This is a genomic window from Bacillus sp. Root131 (genome assembly GCF_001429475.1).
Lineage (GTDB): Bacteria > Bacillota > Bacilli > Bacillales > Bacillaceae_G > Bacillus_A > Bacillus_A thuringiensis_S.
The window spans coordinates 196128-211846 of sequence record NZ_LMJQ01000004.1 but is presented as its reverse complement, the minus strand read 5'-3'; the positions used below and the strand labels follow the sequence as shown (position 1 = coordinate 211846).

The window sequence follows — 15719 nt, the reverse complement described above, 5'->3', positions numbered from 1 at the left end:
TTCATAGTTTTTCTGATATGCTCAATTAAGAGCCTAAGCTTTAAAAACTATATAGCTTATTATGCAGGGGGCCATTACTTACTTAATAAAAGTGGCCTCCTACATAAATAATTAATTTAAATATTTTCCTATTACAATAGAATTATAATTACCACCGTAAGAATATGTACTAATTAAGGCATTGCTTACCGGTGTCTTACGAGCGTTTTCTGTGACAAGATCGATTCTTCCTCTATGACTCTTTACATTTTGCGTAGCTGGTATTTCACCGTCAAATGCACATATTACACTAATAAGAGAAAGAAGGCCTGCAGTTGCATGAGTTTCCCCAAAGATAGATTTTGTGGCACTAACAGGAGCTCCATTTCCGAATATACGTTCTATAACTCTCTCTTCAATACGGTCAAAATATGTATGACCATTGGCAGCTGCACAAATATATTCTATCTCTCCTGGAGAAATCATCGCCTCTTTCATTGCTAAACGCATAGATTCCTCCCATGCCTTTCCTAGATGATTTAAGTCCCCTATTTTACTATCATCAGATGTTAACCCAAAACCTTTAATTTCAGCTAAAATATTACCATTTCTTTTTAACGCTGCCTCCTCACTTTCTACAATAAAGGCAACGCTCCCTTCACCAAGTATGGTACCGCTATTATTACAATCAAAAGGACTTATATTCTCAGTTGTTAAGTATCTTTTTATTTTTGAGTGTCCCTCTATTATTGGATTATTTACTTCATCTGCCGTTACCACAATGAATGTGTCATAATCACTAGATTGAATCATGGCATAGGCATAGTATAGTGCACTAATACCAGAAACCCCGCCACATGAAATAGTTGAAGTAGGCCCTTTTATTTTAAAGTTTAATGAAATATGTCCAGCTGCTGCGTTCATAACTGTGTTTGGAAATAATTTAGCATTGGCGGCCTTAACACCCTCTTGGATAATATTTCGGTTAAATGATTCTACCGTTGCAACTGGTCCTGTACCAGTTGCAAAAATAATTCCTATCTTGTCCCTATTATTTTTATCTATCTTTAAGTTCCCGTTTTCTATAGCCATTTTCACTGACAATACTGCATGTTTGCTAATTGAATCCATCTTCCTTAATAAATTAGGATGTATTAGCCTTCGATAGTTTTGTTCTGGTATTTTTCCGGCTTGTATGCACTTAGGATTGTCGTTCCACTGTTTAATCTTTGAGGTACCACTCTTTCCCTTAAACATACAATCTTTAATTTCTTGAAGATTTGAAGAATTCCCAGCAAGTCCCCCTACACCAGTAATTACGACTTTTTTTTCTTTAATTAGCTTTTCCTTTGCGGCTGATAACTCAAGGTTCTCATTGTACTTACAGAATAAGATACTTGCATTGTTTCCACCGAAAGCAAATGAATTTGATAGTACATAACTCAAATCACTTACCCTACCTATGTTAGGTACAAAATCTAGATTAAACTTTTGGCTTTCAACTTCAAAGTTTATAGTTGGAGGTAAATATCCATGTTGAATAGCAAGAATACTTGTTACTGCTTCCGCCGCCCCTGCGGCTCCTAACATATGCCCTATCATTGATTTAGTTGAAGAAACTGGTGTCTTATTTTCATTAATTAATGTACGAATTGCTTTTGGCTCTGATACATCATTTGCTGGTGTACCTGTACCATGTCCATTGATATAGCTTACTTCCTTAGCATCTATATTGGCTTTCTTTAAAGCACCTCGCATGGATCTCAAAGCACCTTCCCCGCCCGGATCTGGTGCCGTCTGATGATAGGCATCTGAAGATAAATCGTAATCCACTACTTCAGCTAGGATATTTGCACCTCTTTCAACCGCATGATCTAAGGATTCCAAAACAAGAATAGCTGCACCTTCTCCGATTACCACGCCATTACTCTTGCTATAGGGCGATGGTGGCGTTGGTGCTAGTGCTTGTAAACTATTAAAACCACTCATTGACAATTTAGATAAGGGATCTACACCACCGGTTATCATTATATCTGCTTTGTTATTTCGAATTGTATCCAGCGCAAAACCAATTGAATTTGTACCAGCGGCACATGCATTGGAAATAATCATTTTTGGTCCTTTTATTTTTAAGTCTCGAGTAATATTGTCACAGGGAGTATGGATTGGATACTTAAAAAGTAACGTTTCATCTGCTTTTTCAATGCCATCTTTGATCCACTGATTATGAAATTCTTCTCCGCTCAACATCCCTCCTAAAGAGGTGCCTAATGATATTCCAATTCGGTATGGATTAAAGTTTTCTATTTTTAATTTTGCATTTTCAACCGCTTCCCTTGCCGCCATGACACCTATTTTTCCACATCGATCCATATCCTTTATTTCATCTTTAAAGAAGTAATCATCTACCTGAAGGTTTTCAATCTCCCCGCCATAATCTGTTACCATTTCTGCCATATCGATATTTTGAATTACCTTAATACCAGATTTCCCGGATTTAATATTGTCCCAAAATTCCTTTACACTATTTCCGTTTGAACAAATAATTCCCATGCCAGTCACGACGATTCGTTGATTATTTATGTTCATATGCCATCACCTTTACAGTATTTTGATTGACCATGATTTAGGTAGAATATATGGTGAGGACTGAGTATGTGCCTCATACAAAGCATTTTCTTTATTTTTCACATAAAATCCAATTCCTGAAACAGCAAATGGTTCCTCTAATAAAGCAACCCCGAGTCTCATATTTAATACAGGACTTTCTTTAAGTTCAATAACTTTACCAATTAATTGTTCTTCTATAAAAATCTCATCATTAACTGTAATTTGACTCTCTATTCCTGTCGTGAATCCCACAATTCTTTTATTTACTCCAGCTTCCGATTGCTGTTCTAAGGAGTCTCTTCCATAAAATTCATCTTTATAAAAATCAATAAACCATTCTAAACTAGCTTCGAAAATATTTAGTTCTTCTAAATGTTTAAATTCAAAATATGGATGTCGAATTTCTAACATTAACGTCTCTAATGTTTCCCAATCCACTTTTTTCAAGTTAATATCGTCATCTTTAAAAGAATTTATGGTTTCAAACACTATTGGTTCTAAGTATTTTTCAAACAATAATTGATAACCATACTCTGCTGTTACACCTGTTCTTGCCAATAGAATTTCCTTTCCAAATAATTGATTTAACACAAATGATTGAAATGGTAGTGATGATATTTCGAAATCTAAAAATTGTTGAGCTAATCTCCATGCATAAGGGCCTTCAAATCCAAGGAGAGAATGTGTTTGACTTATATCTATAATCTCAATGCCATTCGTCTTTTGATTTTCTAACCAAGCTAGTACAGTGTCCTTTTTATGCGGTGTAGTAATAACTGTAATAGAATCCTCATTTTTAAATAGATTGATTATATCGATTACAGTCCCATCTTCTTTTAACAATAAGGTAAAGAGTGTAGTTTCTTCTTCCATAAACATAATATCTTTCGTAACTAAACGATCTAGGAACTCTACATGGTCCTCCCCTTTTACAACAATTCTTCCTGTTTCCGATAAATCTATTACACCTATTCCGCTACGTACTGCATCATATGATTCATTTTTTTCTTTTTGTATATTAATTTGATTACTCATGATTAAGTGCCCCCAATTCTCTCTTTATCACATCATTTATTGTCGGTAAATTACAGACATTATCTATATATAGTTGTTGCATTTTCTTTAATTTTTCAATCTCAGTTTTGCTATATAGCATATTGAATATCGTTTTACTGGTGTTCCTTAAATCAAAAATTTCACAAGTATGCACACAATTAAAATAATCATTTTTCTCCATCAATGGAGCTAGTTCTTTATGCCAACCATTTGGGAATACAAGAAATGGATAAAGTCCATTAGGCATTATATAATTCCATTTTTCTATAATGCTTTTTAATGTAGGATTAAGGCTGTATCCTTGAGCTTTTAATTCTTCATATCCCATATGATTTACAAGGCTAATCACAGGTATTTTTCCAAATACTGCTTTTCCCATTGAACAAGATGTTATATTATCAGTGATAAATAAATCACACGATAATAATAGTTGCTCGTATTCTTCCAAATGAAGAAATGGTAGTGAAACAAATTCTATTTTCCCTCCATTTTTCATAGAAACAAATTTAGTCTCATCTGAAACCCCAATTAATTTAATACATGTATCGCTTGGAAAGTCCTGAAGATATAGACTTAATAGTTCTTGTAATATATATTCATAGCTAAACCTTGCATCATTGTACTGTTTCTTCTCCATGAGCCTCATTTTTACTAATAGGTTGGCCCATGATGATTTCGCAATCATAATTAATTTATCTTGCTCTCTACAACCAAGTTGTGCTCGTATTCTCATTTTTCTTTCTTCATCTACTTGTAAAGCCTCTTTATACAACTTGACGGAAATAATCTTCTCATTATCTTCTTTATAACTATTTACTGGGCACGTTCTAATTAACTTAAATTGAGACGGAATTTTAGGTAGTTTTATCAATGACCTTTTCTTTAAGCTATTGTAGTTTGCGTTTTTAAAAAGTTTATTTTCTAATAATCTATCCTCACTACCCCAAGCCAAAGAATCAATAGAGAAACAAGGTATGTGTAGGTTTAATAGATAATCAAGATCAATAATTGGAGACTCTAAAAATAAATTATGGTAATCAGCTAAAACAATAGCATCAGGTTGAAATGAATTAGTGATTTGTTTTATAACCTCTTTTTGTCTTAGCCCCTTTGTTAGTGATGTAACATTGGCTACAATTTTACTGGCATACCATGAGAATTTTTCGCTTGTTAAAAAATAAACTTCCCCATCTTTTTGAATTTGTTTAGCTAGACATAAGGCATTATGCAACTCACCAATGCTAAAATGACTAGGTGCAATAAACAATACTTTCATGTCTTATTCCCCTCTACTAAAATTTGCGAAAAGTATTCACTATCAAGTAAAGTTTCTCCAACTGCAATATTAAAGCGAATATCTCCATCATTAAATTCATTCTGATTACCATATATTCCGATTTGCATCCCTTTTTTGGGCCATTCGTATATAAAACATTTTGTACTATGTGATAATGCTAAAATAGATACAAATAACCCATTAGATAATTCGAGAATTATCTTATTATCTAAATAAATCTTTCTTTGTTTGCCATTTGGTATTAACGTGTTTTGCTCTCCATTCTGCCAATAATACATCTTTTTAATTTTTGTTTTTCCTTTTTTCTCCCAGAATAAGTGAAAGACACTAGTTTTCATTTTATCTTTCTGTAGACTTTTCAATTGTATTTGTAAGACAGGTAGATCATATACAGTTGTATATTCAACTTTCCACTCGTCAGATTGACAGAAAATCCGATTAATAAATTCCTTATATGTATTTTCCGTCGCTACTACTGATTGATTACTTTTATTGAGATATATTGAATTAATGCTCAAATCTTTCCTACAATCTGGGGTATAAGAATTAGCTGTTGGTATCATTACACCGGGTAAAAAATTATAAGAACTTAATACTGAGTTTTCTTTTAAAATCTCTTTATCTTTATACATAAATTCTGTTATTTTACTACTTTGGTTTACTTTAATCTTTAAATTTAGTACATTATTTTGAACTAGATATTCTTGTTTTTTTTCGCTATATGTTAATTTATTTCTTCCTTTAAGGAATAGATATATTTTTTTAGTTATCGCATTTCTATTTAATTCATCTTGATACGTGAGTACGGCATAATGTGCTTTTGACCAATTGACCTTTCCACTAAATTCAAAATTAAAATTGCTTATAGATTCTATGTCTTGTATAAACAATTGTTGTTCGTAAGATGTCTGAGGGAAAAACAATGTTAATTTCCCCTTTAATATGGAAGAAAATAAGTTTTTTAGACTTCCATGAATATGAAATTCCCCGTTTTCATTTATAATATGAAATTGGTCAGTCTCAATTGAGTACGGAATCTTATTAGATATAAATTTGGATGTATGATTAGTAATATCGTTATAGATTTCTTCCACTTCATCTTTGCTATCATGAGAACATAAAGTATAATAGTGAGTTTTTGTTATACATTTTTCTTTTTCACTCCGTTTAAATATTACCGCTGGCATCCACCTTAATCCAAATAGGATACGCTCTATATTTCCTTTCCATATAAATCCAATATTAATATTTTGTGATTCAAACAATGTATAATTTCGCTCATACATGTTTGGATGACTAGGTAGATCGAATTGATTTACAAATTCATAGTCATGTAGTGCATATGGATACTCACCATATACCATAGGTTTAGAAACTAACCCACTCTTTAATGGTACCGTCATCTTCGCATCATATAACATGCACCAAGGATATATCTTTATATATTTCCCTTCCTGTGCGAAATCATTTATTTGAACTATCTTATCTGACAAAAAACAAATGCTTCTCTTTAATTTTGTGGCCTCATGAATAATTTCAAAACATGAATCAGATTTTATTTCCCATGACAGCTCATTTACTTTCGGTTCTTTTACTGCATTTAAAAATGGATAATCTAGATCTGGCCATGCTTCTTTTGCCAATAATTGTTGCTTTCTAAGGTCATATATATATAAACAACCAGTACTTTTACTTATTTGTACAGTTATATACATATTTTCTAGAACTAAGTATTCTTTTGTTTCATAAACAGGATTTTTCCCATACGCATGAATCGGAATTATTGTCTTTAATTCCCCAATATTTTTATTTTGATGACTAACAGCCGTAAGTGTCATATTAGTGATACCAATTTTTTTAGGATTCAATAAAATAGGATGATTCTTTATTTCACCCGGTTCTATGATACAGATTTGGTGTTTTTCTAGCAGTTTGAAATCTAGTATTTTCGAGTTTCCTTGTTGAATAAGTAGTTTGTAAATTAATCTATCTAAAGAATTATTTTTTATATTAACGATACATGCAGATTCTTTTCCATTAATTAACTTAGGATAATTAGCAACATTTATTTCTAACGGTTTTGCTATGGTTACTCCAAAATGAACAATTAGTTCTAGTTCTTTTGCTTTTAACTTTGTAACAAGCTCTCCCTCAATTTTCTTATTTACTGTTATAACTTCTTCCCACTCGTACTTTTTATTTGGATAAAAAATTTTCTTGAAATCAATTAAGTAATCGTTCCCTATCGTCGATTTAATACTAGTTTCAATAGGATTTGGAAAATGGTGTTCATATACATAACAGATACGAATCTTCTCTCCAACAATTAAATTGTTTCCTTCTAAAATATAACTAGTGAATCGTACTTGTTCGGTTTCTACCTCAGTAATTTTTTCACTTTTTATATCAACCCAACAATTTACATCTTTTGCTCCAAGATTAATAGCATACTTTACAACTTCAATTCCATTTCTTGTTATGGCGTTACTCTGAATAGAACGTAGGGATTTCAATCCCCTAACTGTTTTCCAACCTCTAGATAGCCATATCTCTTGGTCACTTTTTGAAATAATTGGTTCAAATGCCTCTAACAGATAAGTAATAACATAAGGTAAATAGCTCCTTAAATTTAAGTAGCCATCATAGTCTATATACGACCTACTTGTTTGATATAACCCCACTCTTTTATAGAGTGCCATGGCTACTTTATCTTCCGGATTCACTTCTGTATCAATATACTTAATATCTTGTTGGATAAGATTTTTAATCGCATAAGCAAATAATTTATCTGGTATATTTCCCGAACGAAATTCTGGGTGGATTAAAAAGAATCCTGCCCAGGTTCCATCTGGAGTTGCTGCTCTTTGACCTGATAAACTGGAAAATAATAAGCTGGCTATAATTTCATTTTCATATTCAGCAATTAAATATAACTGTATCTTCCGCTCTCGAAATAATTGCTTGATGTCTTGCGTATTTAAGGGATACCCATATTTAATGGGACCATACTGATATTTATTATAAAAGTGAGCTAACTTCTCACTATCTGCCTCTGTACACTCACGAACTTGAACATCCATACCATGGATCATATTTCCTCAACTCTTTTAGAAACTTGGATACTACCAGTAGCAACTTTCTTTTTATCTACATAAGCCGTAATTTCCACTTGTGAGATTAATCCAAGAGACCTTCCAATTTGGACATGTAATTCTAGCTGGTCTCCTGGTACTACAGGTTTTAAAAATTTCATATTACGTACAGAAACTAAATAACCCACATATGAACTCGGATCTATTTTAGGTGAACATGCACCAAGTGTATCTATTTTTGCTAGTTCCCCTGTAACATAAACAACAGCCGTCATCTGTGCCAAAGCTTCAATAATTAACACTCCAGGCATAATTGATTCATTTGGAAAGTGCCCTTCAAAAAAAGGTTCACTTACTGTTACATTTTTAATACCAATTCCACTCTTTCCTGGCTCAAGTTGAATAACTTTATCTAAGAAAAGGAATGGCCATTTATGCGGTAAGATATTTCGGATTTGATCTGCATTTAATATCGGTCTCACTGCACATCATCCTCCCTATTTTCTTCAATAAAATCGGCAATTTTATTAATAGAACCCAGTACTGCCATATTCTCGTCATATACCGCAACGCCAAATTCCTCTTCAATTGCCAGAAATAGCTCTAATGCATCCAAGGAGTCAACCCCTAAGCCTCTTCCGAATAATGGCTGATCATCAGTAATGAAATGCGGTTCGATTTCTAAATCTAATCTCTCAGTAATAATTTCTTTAATTCTAGTAGTTAATTGTTTTCTTTTTTCAGCAATAATTTTTGTTTCTACATACGTAAACATCTGTTTTCCCCTTTTCCTTGTTTAACTCAAGATTCGTCATTAAATCATCTATTGTTTAGCCATTAACTAATCCACCATCCACTGTAAAAACTTTCCCGGTTATATAACTCGCATAGTTAGAGGATAAAAATGTTGTTAAATGTGCTACCTCTTTAGGATCTCCAATTCTGCCAAGCGGCACCAGTTCTAACATCCTTTTTAAAGTCTGTTGATCCATTCCTTTTGTCATATCTGTTTGTATAAAACCAGGTGCAACAGCATTAACCCTAATCCCGTATTCCCCACCTTCTAATGCTAAAGTCTTGGTTAAGGAAATAACCCCACCCTTTGAGGCAGAGTAATTACATTGACCTCTTGCACCCGTTATTCCACTTGTCGACGTAATATTTACAATAGAACCTCTTTTCTGTCTCATCATTATTCTTAATGCTTGCCGGCAACAAAGAAATGTTCCTTTTAAATTTAAATCAACCACATGATCCCACTTTTCCTCGCTCATCATTGCAGCAAATCCATCATTTATAACTCCTGCATTATTTACTAAAATATCTATTCTTTTTTCCTTTGAGCGTATGTGTTGAAACAATTTATGAATAGAGTCTTCATTTGTAATATCTACATGCATAGGAAACGCTTGTCCACCTTTTTCACCTATAGTATTTGCTATTTCATTTGCTGATTTTTGATTACTTTGAAACGTAAAGTAAACAATTAAGCCCTGATTGGCTAGGTCCATTGTTATTGCTTTACCAATGCCTCGTGATCCTCCGATAACTAATGCCACTTCGTTTCCATTAAACATAGACCCATTCCTCCTTAAATTCTTTCTCTATTGTAGTAAGACTTCTTTTTAAATACATCGGTGTTTCTGTAGAGGATACAGATATGTTCTGCTTAAAGGAGTGACATAACTTGGTTAAAGTATTTCTGGGACCTACTTCTATAAAGTGTTTCGTACCATTATTCAATAAAGTGTAGATAGTGTCTTGCCACATAACTGGATCTACGCATTGTCTTTCTATATCTTGTAAAATATTGATTCTATCTATATTTGGTTTCCCTGAACAGTTTAAAACAATTGGTATTTGAGCACTTTTTAGCGAAAATAAATTTAAATACTCCTTAAACTCAAGAACCATTTCTCCCATTAAACGTGAGTGAAATGCATGACTAGTTGAGAGTATTTTAGTTTTTATACCATTTTTCTGATCTAGTACCTTTTGAAATTTAAGAATGCTCTTACTCTCACCAGAAAATACAACCTGTGTAGGGGAATTATAGGCAGCGATATCAATTTCATATTGTTTAGATTCCTCTACAACTTCAAATAATGTTTGATATGTGTTCGACACAATCCCTAACATACATCCCTCTTGCTTTACATTACTCATCAGCTGGCCACGCTTCCGTACAATGGATAAAGCATCCGAAAATTGTAAAGACCCTGCTTCTACCAGTGCAGAGAATTGTCCTAAGCTATGACCCGCCACTTTAGATGGCTTTATGCCGTACAAATGTAAAATTCGTGATATCCCTGTGCTTACCGTAAGAATAGCTGGTTGTGTAACACTGGTTTCTATTAATTTTTCACTTGGCCCATATAAACATAGTTGCTTTAAATCAAATCCTAGCGTATCATTTGCTTCCTCAAATAATGGGACAAATATGTTTGGGTATTTATCTAAATACCCTTTACACATCCCTACGGATTGAGACCCTTGTCCTGGAAAAATAAATGTAATCATATGACACCCCCGCTATTTTCAAATTGAAGCTTTTCTAAAATTTCTTCTGGTAATCTACTGATTAATTGATCATTCGACCGTGTTAAAACGTGTTTTGAAAATCCCTCCGCTAACAAAACTCGGCATCTCTTGCGGAATAATTTATAAACAAATTCTATATAAACTTTACTTTCATTCTTAAGATAGGTTTCTACAATTAAGTCGTCTTGAAAACGAGCTGATTTTTTGTAGGTACATCTTATATCAATAATTGGAAAATACAATTTTTCCTGTTTTAAATACTGGTTTATACCAGTCTTATCTAGCATTTGAAACCTACCCAGCTCAAACCAATGAAAATAATGAGAATGGTGAGCAATTCCCATAGGATCGCATTCCCCAAAACGAACATTCACCTCATTTTTTACTAAGTACACTTATTTCACCTACTTTTCATAAGAGCGTCGAAATTTTTGTATGGAGATTGTTAAAAATAAAATTCCCATACCAATTAATGCAGCTGATGGAATAAGAACAGAGGAGAATTCTTTGTTATATACTAATAAATCGTTAAAGCCTCCCATTGCCCAGGCTGTAATCGTAATATGCGCTAGGTTTTGCATCCATTCAGGCTCTATATAGAGTGGCCACCAAGATCCACCTAAAGCAGACATAGTTAACACGATTAAAATAGAAATACCATTTGCTTGTGATCTTGTTTGACATATAGAAGCTAATAAAATTGCTAGGCTTGAAGCTGCAAATGCAGTACATACCACTAGCAATATAATTCCTAATACACTTTTCCCTAGCCACATTCCAAATACAAAATGTCCTACGCTAAAAAGGACTGCACATTGAACAATAGCTGTTATAAAGCATGAGAGCATCTTTCCAAAAATGATTGATAATGTATTAATAGGTAAAGTAAGAATTTTTCTTAACGTTCCATTCTCTCTCTCTTCTACTAATGCACCTGCAGCTGCAGCAGTACCTAAAAGTACAAACATTACGGCATATCCTGGTACATTAGATTCAAATGGAGTAGGTTTATGTTCATTATCTGATGCTAATTTTTTAAACTCTACTTTCACACTTACTTCCATTTGGGCAGAGGCTTGTTTTACAATCTCTTTAGTCATATCTCTTTGTATTTCTGACACAATTTGAGTTACAGCATTTGAAACAACACTTGGAATAATGCGATCAACTTCATCTTCTATGATGATGACTTTGGCCTCTGTCCCTGAATATACATTTTGTGTGAAATCCTTAGGAATAACGATTGCCGCTTTTTTAGTTTGAACTTCCTTTTTCACTTGTTCTTCTGTATATGCTTTCTTTTTACCATTTAGTTCATAAGTTTCTTCTATCTCAAGGGCAGGGATTTTTTTCAATTCCTCAATAACCCTTTTAGAAAGTTCTCCATTATCATTTACTACTATAGGAATCTTGAATTTTTCTGTCTTACTATCAAATACATTTGATAATGCAAAACTAGCAACTGCAATAACTATAATAGGTGTAATAAATAAATAGATTAGACCAGGAATATCCTTTAAAAGAATAAGTAAATCTTTCTTAGCTATATACCAAGCTTTCACTTTTAACATCTCCTTTCATTTAAGACCTTAAATTTTTTCCCGTTAAATGTAAAAATACATTTTCTAAATTAGAATTTTTAACATTAAATAATTCGATTTTTAAATTATACTTTTGAATCAATTTCATAACTTCTCTTGTAACATTAAAACTATCTACGCATTGAATGATGACTTTTTTATCTACCAAAGTGCAGGACTTCACATCAGCAATCATTTTTGTTTTATGTATAAATTCTTCCGGAATATTTGATATTGCAATCTCTAAATAATTTTCCCCATACTTTGTTATTAAATTTTTTGGGGTATCAATATCTAATATTTCACCCTTATCATAAATTGCTACACGATGGCATAACATCTCAGCTTCTTCCATATGATGAGTTGTATATATGACAGTGATTTCTAGTTCTTCTACGAGATGGCGAATACAATTAAAAATATGGTTTCTTGATTGTGGATCAATTCCCACTGTTGGTTCGTCTAAGAAAATAACTTTTGGCTTATTTAACAAACCGATCACTAAATTAATTCTTCTTTTCATGCCACCTGAAAATGTATCAATTCTCTTATGTGCCCAATCCTCAAGCTGTGCGAATTGCAAAGCTTCTTTTATGCGGCTTTTTTTCCTATTTCCCTTTAATCCATATAAATCAGCATAAAAAGATAAGTTATCATATGCAGTTAAAGTCGGGTATAGCGCTAAATCTTGAGGTACTACACTCACATTTTTTTTAATCTTATTCCGTTCCGTATACAAGTCGTAGTTACATACTGTACCATACCCTTCATCTGGCAGAGTAAGAGTAGATAAAATCGATATAAGTGTTGTCTTTCCAGCTCCATTCGGTCCTAGTAATCCTATAATTTCACCTTTACGGATATCTATGCTTAAATTCTTAATAACTGTATAATCTCCATATGATTTCTTAATGTTTCGAATGGAAATCATAGTATTTATATCAGTCATAATGTTTCCCCCTTCTTCTTGCTGTTACAATTTATTAGAAGTGACTCTTCTTTATCTCCATTAAAGCTTCAAGGTATTTATATCCATACTTTTCATCTGGTTCTAGGTATGTGCCTTCTGCCCACTCATTCCAAGCATTAATAAATAAAAAATCAGTGTCCTTACTATGTTGTAAAAGATACTTCTTAAACTTATCGGGATTAGCCCCTTTCATAATTAAAGCGCTTTCTTTTTTTCTTGGAGAGTTATCCCAATCTACAAAAGCTCCTTTATATATGTTTTCACATTCTTTAATTTGACGGTTTAATATTCTTTTCCATACAAAATCATAACTTAAGTGAAAATCTTTTTTTTCTTGATGTAGTGAAGTTGTATTACCTATTAGTTTTTTTAAAGTGTACATAGGTTCAAACTCTATAGCAGCATCAAAAGGAAAGTCTGATTTATCTTCAAAAATTGTTAACATTTCTACAAAGTGTATCCCTAGAAACCCTTCAGATTGAGCCCATTCATTCCATAGACTCAACATTTTATTTAGGTTTGGTATAGAAGCTGGTCGGTAAATTACAAATATCGGTTTATCTTTAATATTTAAATAGTTTTTGTTTTTAAAGAATGGCAATAGATAATTAAAGTGTTCTTTCCAATCAGACTCATCCCCATATTCTTGTCGCATTAATACTTCTTGGTCTTTCCCATCCCAAGATCTTGTCCAAGATTCATTTGCCCAACATAAGCAATATGGGAAATCAATTTCCTTACATTGATTTCTCAATTCTATTGGTTTTTCTAGTAATTTTTTCCCTTTGAACCAATAGTGATAATAGCAAAAACCATCTAAACCATACTGTTTTGCTAAATTTATCTGCCACTTATGTACATCTAAATCTAACAAATTGTAATAATAATCCCTTAATGGAGCCCTAGGCTGATAGTGTCCAAGAAAACGTGGTTTTGCTTTTTTTACATTGGTCCATTCTGTAAAACCCTTTCCCCACCATAAATCGTTTTCAGGTATTTCATGAAATTGTGGTAAATAAAAAGCAATAGTCTTCATTAGTAAGGACTTCCCCCTTCCCCATATGCAATGACTCACTTATTGATAAAAAGCAATTACACAATATAAAACTCTGCTTTTTAACATGAAACTATTTAATCTGATGTTAAATCTTGTCACAAAATAAGGCAAAAAGACCCTAATTGTTGTAATTTTCACACATAAAAAACTATATTTTTAATTTTTTTTAGAAAATTATTCAAAAAAACACTTTAAATCCAGTTAAGTATTGTATAGTTTTATATTATAGGAGGGGAAAAATATGTCGTTTTTTGGCGAAAAATTCACAAATTTATTGGTAAATTTAGATGTAGCAAGCCTAATTGGAAAAATAAAGCAATACCAAGGGAGATTGGAGGTCTATGAGAAGGAATTTCCATGTACATTAGAAAAGTTGCAAATATCTACTCAACTTCAACATACCAAAGATTTTGTCGCAATGTATAAAAACTTAAAAATAACAAATAAAAGGTTAAAAGAATTAATTACATATGATCTGTCGCCAAAAACAATGATTGAAGATGAAATATCTTGTTACGTTGATGCGCTATCACTCATTCATAATAACTATGAAAGGCTTACTATTGATCCAAGCACAATCTTAGAAATACATTTTCAACTTTTTAAATATGCTACTTCGGATAGTGGAACGTGGAGAAAACAGGACATCTTACTTGAAGAACATGAGCAACTTAATTTCTCATTTTATTGCTATCGCCCTTTAACAATTAAAGAAATCCCAGAAGCAGTAAAAAATTTATGTGAAGAATATAATTATTTATTAAATCAAAAAGATATTGATCCACTAATTTTAATTTGTAATTTTGTACTTAATTTTATATGTATTTTTCCTTTTGAATCTGGAAATGGAAGAATGGTACGTCTACTTATATCTTTATTACTATTACAAAGTAAACATTCACTAGTGAAATATATTTCACTAGATAAAATAATAAAAAAATATGAGAGAGATTATTATGATGCCCTATATAAATCTTCAGCAAATTGGCATTTTCAAGAGCACAATGTATCCTTTATATTAAAATGTCTATTACATATTATTCTAGAAGCATATAAAGAACTAGACGTACATATTACAAGTTACCAACTGAAAGGGAACAAAAGCTTTAAAATTAAAGAGTATATATTAAAACAAGAACTCCCTTTTACAAAAGAAGCAATACGGATGGTATTTTCAGATGTTTCACCAAGCACAATCAATAAAGCATTTGCTTGTTTACAAGAAGAAAAATTAATTAAACTAATATCAAAAGGCCGTAATGCAGTTTGGACTAAAACAAAAATATAAATAATATCAAAAAAATATAGGGTAATTTTCTAACATTAATGATTAAAACATACATATAAATTTATTTCACATACACAATAGATATTTTTACATAATACATATAGAGAGAATTTGTCGCTACATTATTCATACAACTATTTTTGTATTTTTTCTCTATACTTCCGAAAGTCTGATAACAGACTTTATAGGAAGTATTTAAGATATACAAACTAGACATTCAGATTTTATATCCCCACTATTATTTTAGTA

13 protein-coding genes are annotated in these 15719 nt (G+C 32.1%); 1 reads left to right on the top strand and 12 read right to left on the bottom strand.

Translation table 11 applies throughout. The features are described from left to right. Nucleotides 1–111: 111 nt before the first annotated feature. From ASE54_RS16230 to ASE54_RS16175, 12 genes are read right to left on the bottom strand one after another with little or no spacing between them, the layout of a single operon-like run. Nucleotides 112–2568 (bottom strand): beta-ketoacyl-[acyl-carrier-protein] synthase family protein, encoded by a 2457-nt coding sequence (locus tag ASE54_RS16230; RefSeq protein ID WP_001024724.1) that lies wholly within the window; start codon nucleotides 2566–2568, stop codon nucleotides 112–114. 12 nt (nucleotides 2569–2580) lie between these two features. Further along, a complete protein-coding gene (locus tag ASE54_RS16225) occupies nucleotides 2581–3624 on the bottom strand; it encodes an aminomethyltransferase family protein (protein ID WP_000070726.1) in 1044 nt (347 codons plus the stop codon). Beyond that, the gene (locus ASE54_RS16220; RefSeq protein ID WP_000865871.1) at nucleotides 3617–4921 is read right to left on the bottom strand and encodes a DUF6365 family protein; all 1305 of its coding nucleotides are present in this window, start codon (nucleotides 4919–4921) and stop codon (nucleotides 3617–3619) included. Before ASE54_RS16220 ends, ASE54_RS16225 begins: the two co-directional genes overlap by 8 nt. After that, nucleotides 4918–8034, bottom strand: a complete 3117-nt coding sequence (locus tag ASE54_RS16215; protein ID WP_000581208.1) for a GNAT family N-acetyltransferase — start codon at nucleotides 8032–8034, stop codon at nucleotides 4918–4920. Before ASE54_RS16215 ends, ASE54_RS16220 begins: the two co-directional genes overlap by 4 nt. After that, entirely contained in the window at nucleotides 8031–8516 is a 486-nt protein-coding gene (fabZ, locus tag ASE54_RS16210; protein WP_001247407.1) for a 3-hydroxyacyl-ACP dehydratase FabZ, read from the bottom strand. Before fabZ ends, ASE54_RS16215 begins: the two co-directional genes overlap by 4 nt. After that, nucleotides 8513–8809: a phosphopantetheine-binding protein gene (locus ASE54_RS16205; RefSeq protein ID WP_000495741.1), complete on the bottom strand. Its 297-nt coding sequence runs from the start codon at nucleotides 8807–8809 to the stop codon at nucleotides 8513–8515. The genes fabZ and ASE54_RS16205 overlap by 4 nt, the downstream gene beginning before the upstream one ends. Nucleotides 8810–8864: 55 nt before the next feature. After that, nucleotides 8865–9611 carry a 3-oxoacyl-[acyl-carrier-protein] reductase gene (gene fabG / locus ASE54_RS16200; RefSeq protein WP_000481737.1) on the bottom strand — a complete coding sequence of 249 codons (747 nt, stop codon included), beginning with the start codon at nucleotides 9609–9611 and terminating at the stop codon, nucleotides 8865–8867. After that, a complete protein-coding gene (locus tag ASE54_RS16195; protein ID WP_000627588.1) occupies nucleotides 9604–10554 on the bottom strand; it encodes an acyltransferase domain-containing protein in 951 nt (316 codons plus the stop codon). The genes fabG and ASE54_RS16195 overlap by 8 nt, the downstream gene beginning before the upstream one ends. Then, a complete protein-coding gene (locus tag ASE54_RS16190; protein WP_000281616.1) occupies nucleotides 10551–10970 on the bottom strand; it encodes an acyl-CoA thioesterase in 420 nt (139 codons plus the stop codon). The genes ASE54_RS16195 and ASE54_RS16190 overlap by 4 nt, the downstream gene beginning before the upstream one ends. Nucleotides 10971–10979: 9 nt before the next feature. Beyond that, nucleotides 10980–12137, bottom strand: coding sequence for an ABC transporter permease (locus tag ASE54_RS16185; protein ID WP_000649291.1), 1158 nt, complete (start codon nucleotides 12135–12137; stop codon nucleotides 10980–10982). A 19-nt stretch (nucleotides 12138–12156) separates the two neighbouring features. Beyond that, nucleotides 12157–13104: an ABC transporter ATP-binding protein gene (locus tag ASE54_RS16180; RefSeq protein WP_000129817.1), complete on the bottom strand. Its 948-nt coding sequence runs from the start codon at nucleotides 13102–13104 to the stop codon at nucleotides 12157–12159. 34 nt (nucleotides 13105–13138) lie between these two features. Then, entirely contained in the window at nucleotides 13139–14161 is a 1023-nt protein-coding gene (locus ASE54_RS16175) for a glycoside hydrolase family 99-like domain-containing protein (RefSeq protein ID WP_000848165.1), read from the bottom strand. A 262-nt stretch (nucleotides 14162–14423) separates the two neighbouring features. On the opposite strand from ASE54_RS16175, the gene ASE54_RS16170 reads away from it, so the two are divergent. Next, entirely contained in the window at nucleotides 14424–15470 is a 1047-nt protein-coding gene (locus ASE54_RS16170; protein ID WP_000007498.1) for a Fic family protein, read from the top strand. The last annotated feature ends 249 nt before the right edge of the window (nucleotides 15471–15719 follow it).

Bases quoted from the DNA above. Each gene is read 5' to 3' on its own strand.
- ASE54_RS16215 (WP_000581208.1), bottom strand. From the start codon at position 8,034: ATGATCCATGGTATGGATGTTCAAGTTCGTGAGTGTACAGAGGCAGAT.
- ASE54_RS16220 (WP_000865871.1), bottom strand. From the start codon at position 4,921: ATGAAAGTATTGTTTATTGCACCTAGTCATTTTAGCATTGGTGAGTTG.
- ASE54_RS16205 (WP_000495741.1), bottom strand. From the start codon at position 8,809: ATGTTTACGTATGTAGAAACAAAAATTATTGCTGAAAAAAGAAAACAA.
- ASE54_RS16195 (WP_000627588.1), bottom strand. From the start codon at position 10,554: ATGATTACATTTATTTTTCCAGGACAAGGGTCTCAATCCGTAGGGATG.
- ASE54_RS16175 (WP_000848165.1), bottom strand. From the start codon at position 14,161: ATGAAGACTATTGCTTTTTATTTACCACAATTTCATGAAATACCTGAA.
- ASE54_RS16230 (WP_001024724.1), bottom strand. From the start codon at position 2,568: ATGAACATAAATAATCAACGAATCGTCGTGACTGGCATGGGAATTATT.
- ASE54_RS16225 (WP_000070726.1), bottom strand. From the start codon at position 3,624: ATGAGTAATCAAATTAATATACAAAAAGAAAAAAATGAATCATATGAT.
- ASE54_RS16180 (WP_000129817.1), bottom strand. From the start codon at position 13,104: ATGACTGATATAAATACTATGATTTCCATTCGAAACATTAAGAAATCA.
- fabG (WP_000481737.1), bottom strand. From the start codon at position 9,611: ATGTTTAATGGAAACGAAGTGGCATTAGTTATCGGAGGATCACGAGGC.
- ASE54_RS16170 (WP_000007498.1), top strand. From the start codon at position 14,424: ATGTCGTTTTTTGGCGAAAAATTCACAAATTTATTGGTAAATTTAGAT.